Origin of the sequence: Niallia sp. M35, assembly GCF_050971705.1 — a bacterium.
Lineage (GTDB): Bacteria > Bacillota > Bacilli > Bacillales > Cytobacillaceae > Niallia > Niallia circulans_A.
The window spans coordinates 218,131-224,665 of record NZ_JBPCEP010000011.1 but is presented as its reverse complement, the minus strand read 5'-3'; the positions used below and the strand labels follow the sequence as shown (position 1 = coordinate 224,665).

Genomic DNA, 6,535 nt, shown 5'->3' with positions numbered 1-6,535 from the left:
AGAATGGCTGATAAATCTGAAGTTTGGCTGATAAGTACTGAAGAATGGCTGATAAGTTATGAAGTTTGGCTGATAAGTGCTGAAGAATGGCTGACAAAGCCCCAAGAATGGCTGATATCCTAAAATCTCTTCGTTTAATTTTGCTCTTGTCTCAGTGTTTCTAGCCAATAATTCCAAATCTCCGCCAAAATTAGAAGGATTACCACAAAACGGCACTCAAATCGACTCCACATTCAATCACCACTGCAAATTCCCTTCCTTCATTTAACATTCTACTCGCACCACGCCCTCCAAACTAAAAAAAAGCTTTATCACTTGTCCTCAATAACAAGTAATAAAGCTATTTCCAAAAGCAAAGTTTCTAAATTAGTTCACTTCACTCTTCGCTGAAGTCCGACTCTTCTTTTGCCAAAACTCCTTCACTTTGATGATCGCATCCTCTGTGTTTTGCACATATAAATCGATAGTTTGCTCATCTTTATATTGTAAAGCCGTTCTTTCATAGAGCGGATCATAATAGTAGGTTAACAGCAATTCAACAGCTTCAGCATAATTTCTAGTCTGCAGAGCTTCTTCAATTTTAGCAGCCGCGGGTGTGTGGATGCGCCGCTTGATTAATTGGAATGCTTCTACACATTCATCATGATGATCGGCTGGAGAATAGTCAGCCAATATATGCTGAACTCGCTCCTCGATGGGCATATGAATAAATAGCTGAAGGCCAGCCTCCTTTTTTTTCAGAAGAAAGTTAGGCATCAGTACTTTGCCAATCCGCTTGCTTTCACCTTCCATTAAAAAATAGGGAGAAGCAGGCAGCTTTTCGATTTCACCGACAAGCAAGGAGTCGAAAGTCTTCTGATTATGGGGCTTGAGTCCAATTTGTCCGAAGATGGAGCCACGATGATTGGCCATTCCTTCCAAGTCCAATACAGGAAGTCCTTCTTGTTTTAAATGCTGTAAAATAACAGTTTTATTGGAACCGGTGTAGCCGTTTAAGACAATTGCTTCCTGAGCCATTTCCATTGTATCTAATTGGTGGATAACCCATTGACGGTACGTTCGGAAACCGCCTTGCAAGCGGTAGCTATGCACGCCCATTAAATCAATAACGGTTGCCGCTGTTTTACTGCGCATGCCGCCCCGCCAGCAAAAGACCACTACATCCCTTGATAATTCTTGGAAGGACTGGATGAAAGCAGGCAGTTTAGCAGACACGATTTCCAAGCCGCGAGCTTTTGCCGCTTCCACACTTACCTGCTTATAAAGAGTCCCAACTTCTGCTCTTTCCTCATCTGTAAAAAGAGGGATATTGATACTGCCAGGAATTGTATGCTCGTTAAATTCAGAAGGAGAGCGAACATCTACTAAAGAAAATTCCTTTTTCTCCCGTAATTCAAATAATCGTTCGATTGTTATATCTTGAAACAAGGTAGCTCCGCCTTTCTCTTACCCAACAAAAATATGGCCAGGGCTCTCTTCTGTGACTTCTCCAATGATCGCCGCTTCTACACCGGCATCAACTAATTCTTGCAGCAATGCATCTGCTTGTTCACCTTCCACCGAAATAAGCAATCCGCCAGACGTTACAGCATCACATAAAATCAACTGATCAAGCTCATCTAAGTCAGAAGCAAAAGTAACATCGCCTTCTAGGTGGGCAAAGTTATTTTTCGTACCGCCAGGAATTACTCCTTGTTCCGCTAATTCTTTTACGCGTGGAAGAACAGGAACTTGATCGCGCTTAATATGGATGGTTGTATTGCTTCCTTTCGCCATCTCTGAAGCATGTCCAAGTAATCCAAATCCAGTTACATCTGTACAAGCATGCACATTATAAGCCTCCATCACTTCAGCCGCCTTCTTATTCAGTGTAGCCATAACTTTTGTCACACGATCAATTTCTTCTGCTGATAAAAGACCTCTTTTAATAGAAGTGGTTAGAATACCGACACCGATTGGTTTTGTTAAAATTAGTTTGTCAGTAGGCTTAGCACCGGCATTTGTACGTACTTTATCTGGATGAATGGTTCCAGTGACAGCAAGACCAAATTTGGGTTCTTTATCATCAATGGAATGTCCGCCAACAAGGGTAGCTCCAGCCTCTTTCACTTTATCGCCAGCACCTCGCATAATATCAGCCAAAATTTCTTTTTCCAAAACAGAAATAGGGAAAGCCACAATGTTTAGGGCAGTTAACGGTTTTCCACCCATTGCATAAATATCACTTAAGGCATTTGCTGCAGCAATTTGTCCAAACGAGTAAGGATCATCCACAATTGGCGTAAAGAAGTCGACTGTTTGCACGATTGCTAATTCATCTGTCAGCTTGTAAACGCCAGCATCATCGCTTGTATCTAAGCCAACAAGAAGATTTGGATTTTTCTCTGCTGGTGGTAATGTACGAATAACTTCAGATAAGTCAGCAGGACCGATTTTGCAGCCGCAGCCCCCTTTGGAGGATAAAGATGTAAGTTTAACGGAATAAGACTGTGTCATATGACACCAACCTTCTTTCTAGTAAATTAAATATTTTTTATTAAGTATCCTTCTCTATTATAAAGCAATGGGCGGTTCATTGCATGCCTAGTAGATTGGATGGGAAAAAAAGAAGGTTGAATCATTTTTCGGGTACCTAAAATTTAAAATATGATATAATTTATACGCAATTAATCTAATATATCGAAGGTGAAAGTGATGAGTACGTTAGCAGAGGAGCAATCAAGCAAAAAAAGAACGTTTTGGTTCGCTTTTCTATTTGTTTTAGTCGCAGTAATCGGTCTCACATATGTGAAATGGTGGCCATATTATCATAAAGCCATCCTTTCTTTTCAAACAAATTCTATCGGAGATTCGATTTTACAGGATCAAATTTCCGGAACATTCACATGGAGTGCCGCAGTAGATTATACGGTCACTTACTTCCAATCTGTTTGGAAGGCAGCAATTTTAGGTATTCTACTTGGTTCCCTTGTGCAAGTGCTTCTGCCGACTGGCTGGCTATTAAAGGTGCTAGGAAAAACGAGCTTTGGCAGTACTGCAGCAGCAGGACTAGCATCCATACCAGGAATGATGTGTACTTGCTGTGCCGCGCCAGTCGCTGTGGGGCTTCGTAAAAAAAATGCTTCCGTCGGCGCAAGCTTGGCTTTTTGGATTGGGAATCCAACCATCAACCCAGCAACCTTAATTTTTATGACCTTTGTCCTTTCTTGGAAGTTTACATTATTACGTCTTATCGTTGGACTAGTTTTAACATTTGGCATTAGCTATTTTGCCAACCGCTTTGTTAAAAATCCAACTCCTGTCTCTGTGGATAAATTAATAGAAGATGCGGAAGTAGATAAGCGTCCATTTTTAAATAGATGGCTTACTTCTCTTGGAAGCATGGTTCTTTATGTGGTACCGGCCTATGTTCTGTCCGTATTAATTCTAGGGGCAGCGCGTTTTTGGCTCTTCCCGCAGCTAAGTGACAGCATGTCTAATAGTTTGCTTGCTATTCTGCTTTTTGCAGTTGCTGGGATGCTTTTTGTTATTCCAACAGCCGCAGAAATTCCAATTATTCAAACGTTAATGGCGATGGGTCTTGGAGCAGGACCAGCTGCAGCCCTGCTTATTACACTGCCAAGTATAAGCTTGCCATCTTTATTGATGGTAGCAAAATCCTTTCCAAGAAAAGTGCTCGTATTTGTATCCATATCGGTAGTCGTTTTAGGAATTATCAGTGGATTAATAGGAAAATTAATATTCTAGTATGTTAAGATCCGCGTGTGTCAATACACGGCGGATCTGTTCTTTTTTACAATGTTAGTGGAGGAACGGATGACTAGTTCTGGTTCATAAATAATCGGGTCTTTCAAGAAAAGCGTGTATTCTTTTCCTTCAATGGCTGCAATTATTCTTCTAGCTGCATCTCTTCCCATATGACTTTTCGGATGGGCGATAGTAGTTAAGGGAAGATTTGGTGAGTCAGCTAATGCAGTATCATCGAAGCCAACAAGGGAGATATCCTCTGGTACAGATAAATGCAATTTTTGTAAAACTTTTTGAACAATAACGGCAATATTATCATTGTAGCAGACGATAGCAGTAGGTATATTCTTTCTATTTGTAAGCGTATTCAAAATTTTCTCCTCCAAACCAGCATGTAATTCTTCTGTTGTAAAAGTAACGACAAGCTCTGGTGCAATCGGAAGCTTTTCATTTCGCAGCGCCTGCAAAAAGCCTTGCATGCGATGAACGCCTTGTAAATCATCTGATTGAAAGAGACCAAGAAGTTGTTCATGCCCAAGCTGGATTAAATGATTTGTTGCCATATATCCGCCTTTTACATCATCCATGATTAAATAGAAGGGAGAAAGCTGCGAATAATATTGATTGATCATTACATAGGGAATATGGCGTTCCTCCAGCTCCAGGTAATAATCTAGATTAGGATTGAAATGACTACTTTTCGTAGGTTCTAAAATAAGCCCATCCATATTCAAATCAAGGAGCTTGCGGATACATAATCGCTCCTTTGCATGATCATTTTCCGTACAAACTAATGTTAAAGTATAGCCTTTTTCTGTTAAATAAGTTTCCATTCCACGGATAATCGATGGAAAAATATAATCAGAAAGATAAGTGGTCATCACCCCAATGTTTTTCCCATTCGCTATTTTCTTACCTTTTCTACTAGCAAAAGGTTCCCCGCAAAAGGTGCCAACACCCTGCTCCCGATAGAGCCATCCCTCATCGACAAGCTCTCCAATCGCTAATCGAACCGTGTGCCTGCTTACATCAAACAGCTTCGAAAGCTCATACTCCGAATAAATCCGATCCCCCGGTTTCACCCGTCCATTGATTACCCAATCCTTTACCGATTCCATCACCATTACCTTTTTTGAATGTCGCCCCATTGTAAGTCCCCCTTTAAATGCAAATCTGTTACTTCTAACAAATGCAGCCAATTCCGCAGATATACATTTTTTATTGTTTTTGTGAAAAGTTTATTGGATTGGAGAGGATGAGGGGGAGCCCACAAGCAAAGTTGACAGAGTCGCAAGTAAAATGGAGAGAGTCGCAAGCAAAAGTAGCAAAACTGCAAACAAAGTTGAATAAACCGCAACAATACCATAAATGCTGCAACCTCATCCTCCATCAGCTCCAACAAAACACATAATCAGCAAGTATACAAAGAAAGTTACTCAATAAAATAGCCAATAACCGCACTTATAATCGAAAAAATACTTCAATAAAAGTTTTGGTTTTACATTAAAATAAATAAACATAGACATTTACAATTACAAGTATAAACATTATAATGAAAACGATAACAGTTCGGAGGTGTCCTTCATGAAAAAAGAGCAGGTAATCAATGAATATCGAGAATATAAAGGGTCTGGTCGAAAGCCCGCGGATTATGATGCGTATTGGGATAAAGCGATACAAGAGCTAGCAGAACAAAGCTTAGATTACGAGTTAGAAAGAGTAGAGATTCCTTCCAAAACGGCAGAGTTTTTCAACTTATATTTTACAGGTGTAAAAGGTGCAAGGATAAGATGCCAATATATCCGCCCGAAAAAAATAGAAGGAAAAGTGCCTGGGATGCTGATGTTTCATGGTTACCATGGCGATAGTGGGGACTTTGGTGATAAGCTTTCCTGGGTAACAGAGGGGTTCGCTGTTCTTGCGATGGATTGTCGCGGCCAAGGCGGAGAGTCAGAAGATAAGACAACGGCGAAAGGAACGACATTAAAAGGATTAATTATCCGCGGGGTCGAAGAAGGACCAGAGAGCCTTTATTATCGAAGCGTATTTTTAGATACTGCTCATGCAGCTAGAATTTTAATGAGCATGGAGGAAGTTGATGAAGAGGCTATTTCTGTTCAAGGTGCCTCACAAGGGGGAGCTTTATCATTAGTCTGTGCAGCACTGGAACCGAGAGTGAAAAAAGTAGTAGTGCAATATCCCTTCCTTAGTGATTATCGCAAAGTATTTGAGTTAGACATTAATTCATCTGCATATGAGGAATTGGTATATTGGTTTCGATTCCGCGACCCAATGCATGACAGAGAAGAGGAGTTTTTAGATACATTAGAATACATTGATTTACAGCATTTGGCACCGAGAATTAAAGCAGAAGTAAAGTGGGCAATTGCGTTAGAAGATGGAGTTTGTCCGCCAGCAACGCAATTTGCTGTGTATAATCAGATTTCTTCACCAAAAGAGATGATCTTCTTCCCAGAGTATGGGCATGAATATTTGCCGAAGCTCGGAGATAGAGTCAGGGGATTTTTGTTAAATCATGAGTAAAATGATTATACTCAAAGAAGAAACACTAGAATTTTATTTATCAAATGGATTAATAGGTTATTTATTTCGTGTCATTGGAAAAAACACCCCAGCTAGAGCATCTTTATTTTTGGTAAAAGCAAACCGACAGCTTGATAATTCTCAATACATACTAGAAAGAGAGATTCGTCCTTCTATTAATCAAATAGAGGGGAATCATCCTTTTACTTTAGAGCATATAAGAAAACAATAAGGGAGATTAGTA

The 6,535-nt window shown here is 40.1% G+C and carries 8 protein-coding genes; 4 read left to right on the top strand and 4 right to left on the bottom strand.

The annotated features are described in order from the left end of the window. The 3 genes from NiCM35_RS17085 to selD form a co-directional block, all read right to left on the bottom strand. A partial coding sequence (locus NiCM35_RS17085) for a hypothetical protein (protein WP_433780241.1) occupies window positions 1–216 on the bottom strand: 216 nt, incomplete at its 3' end. Window positions 217–366: 150 nt separating this feature from the next. Then, window positions 367–1,428, bottom strand: coding sequence for a tRNA 2-selenouridine(34) synthase MnmH (mnmH, locus tag NiCM35_RS17080; RefSeq protein ID WP_095329640.1), 1,062 nt, complete (start codon window positions 1,426–1,428; stop codon window positions 367–369). An 18-nt stretch (window positions 1,429–1,446) separates the two neighbouring features. Then, window positions 1,447–2,496: a selenide, water dikinase SelD gene (gene selD / locus NiCM35_RS17075; protein ID WP_095329641.1), complete on the bottom strand. Its 1,050-nt coding sequence runs from the start codon at window positions 2,494–2,496 to the stop codon at window positions 1,447–1,449. 198 nt (window positions 2,497–2,694) lie between these two features. On the opposite strand from selD, the gene NiCM35_RS17070 reads away from it, so the two are divergent. Next, window positions 2,695–3,747: a permease gene (locus NiCM35_RS17070; RefSeq protein WP_095329642.1), complete on the top strand. Its 1,053-nt coding sequence runs from the start codon at window positions 2,695–2,697 to the stop codon at window positions 3,745–3,747. Window positions 3,748–3,767: 20 nt separating this feature from the next. On the opposite strand, the gene NiCM35_RS17065 is transcribed toward NiCM35_RS17070, so the two are convergent. Then, complete coding sequence (locus NiCM35_RS17065) at window positions 3,768–4,895, bottom strand: GntR family transcriptional regulator (protein ID WP_095329643.1); 1,128 nt, start codon at window positions 4,893–4,895, stop codon at window positions 3,768–3,770. 107 nt (window positions 4,896–5,002) lie between these two features. Here NiCM35_RS17065 and NiCM35_RS17060 point away from each other — a divergent pair, with 107 nt between their 5' ends. From NiCM35_RS17060 to NiCM35_RS17050, 3 genes are all read left to right on the top strand, one after another. After that, window positions 5,003–5,158, top strand: a complete 156-nt coding sequence (locus tag NiCM35_RS17060) for a hypothetical protein (RefSeq protein ID WP_433780239.1) — start codon at window positions 5,003–5,005, stop codon at window positions 5,156–5,158. A gap of 173 nt (window positions 5,159–5,331) precedes the next feature. After that, the gene (locus NiCM35_RS17055; RefSeq protein ID WP_433780237.1) at window positions 5,332–6,291 is read left to right on the top strand and encodes an acetylxylan esterase; all 960 of its coding nucleotides are present in this window, start codon (window positions 5,332–5,334) and stop codon (window positions 6,289–6,291) included. After that, complete coding sequence (locus NiCM35_RS17050; RefSeq protein ID WP_123260319.1) at window positions 6,284–6,523, top strand: hypothetical protein; 240 nt, start codon at window positions 6,284–6,286, stop codon at window positions 6,521–6,523. Before NiCM35_RS17055 ends, NiCM35_RS17050 begins: the two co-directional genes overlap by 8 nt. Window positions 6,524–6,535: the final 12 nt, after the last annotated feature.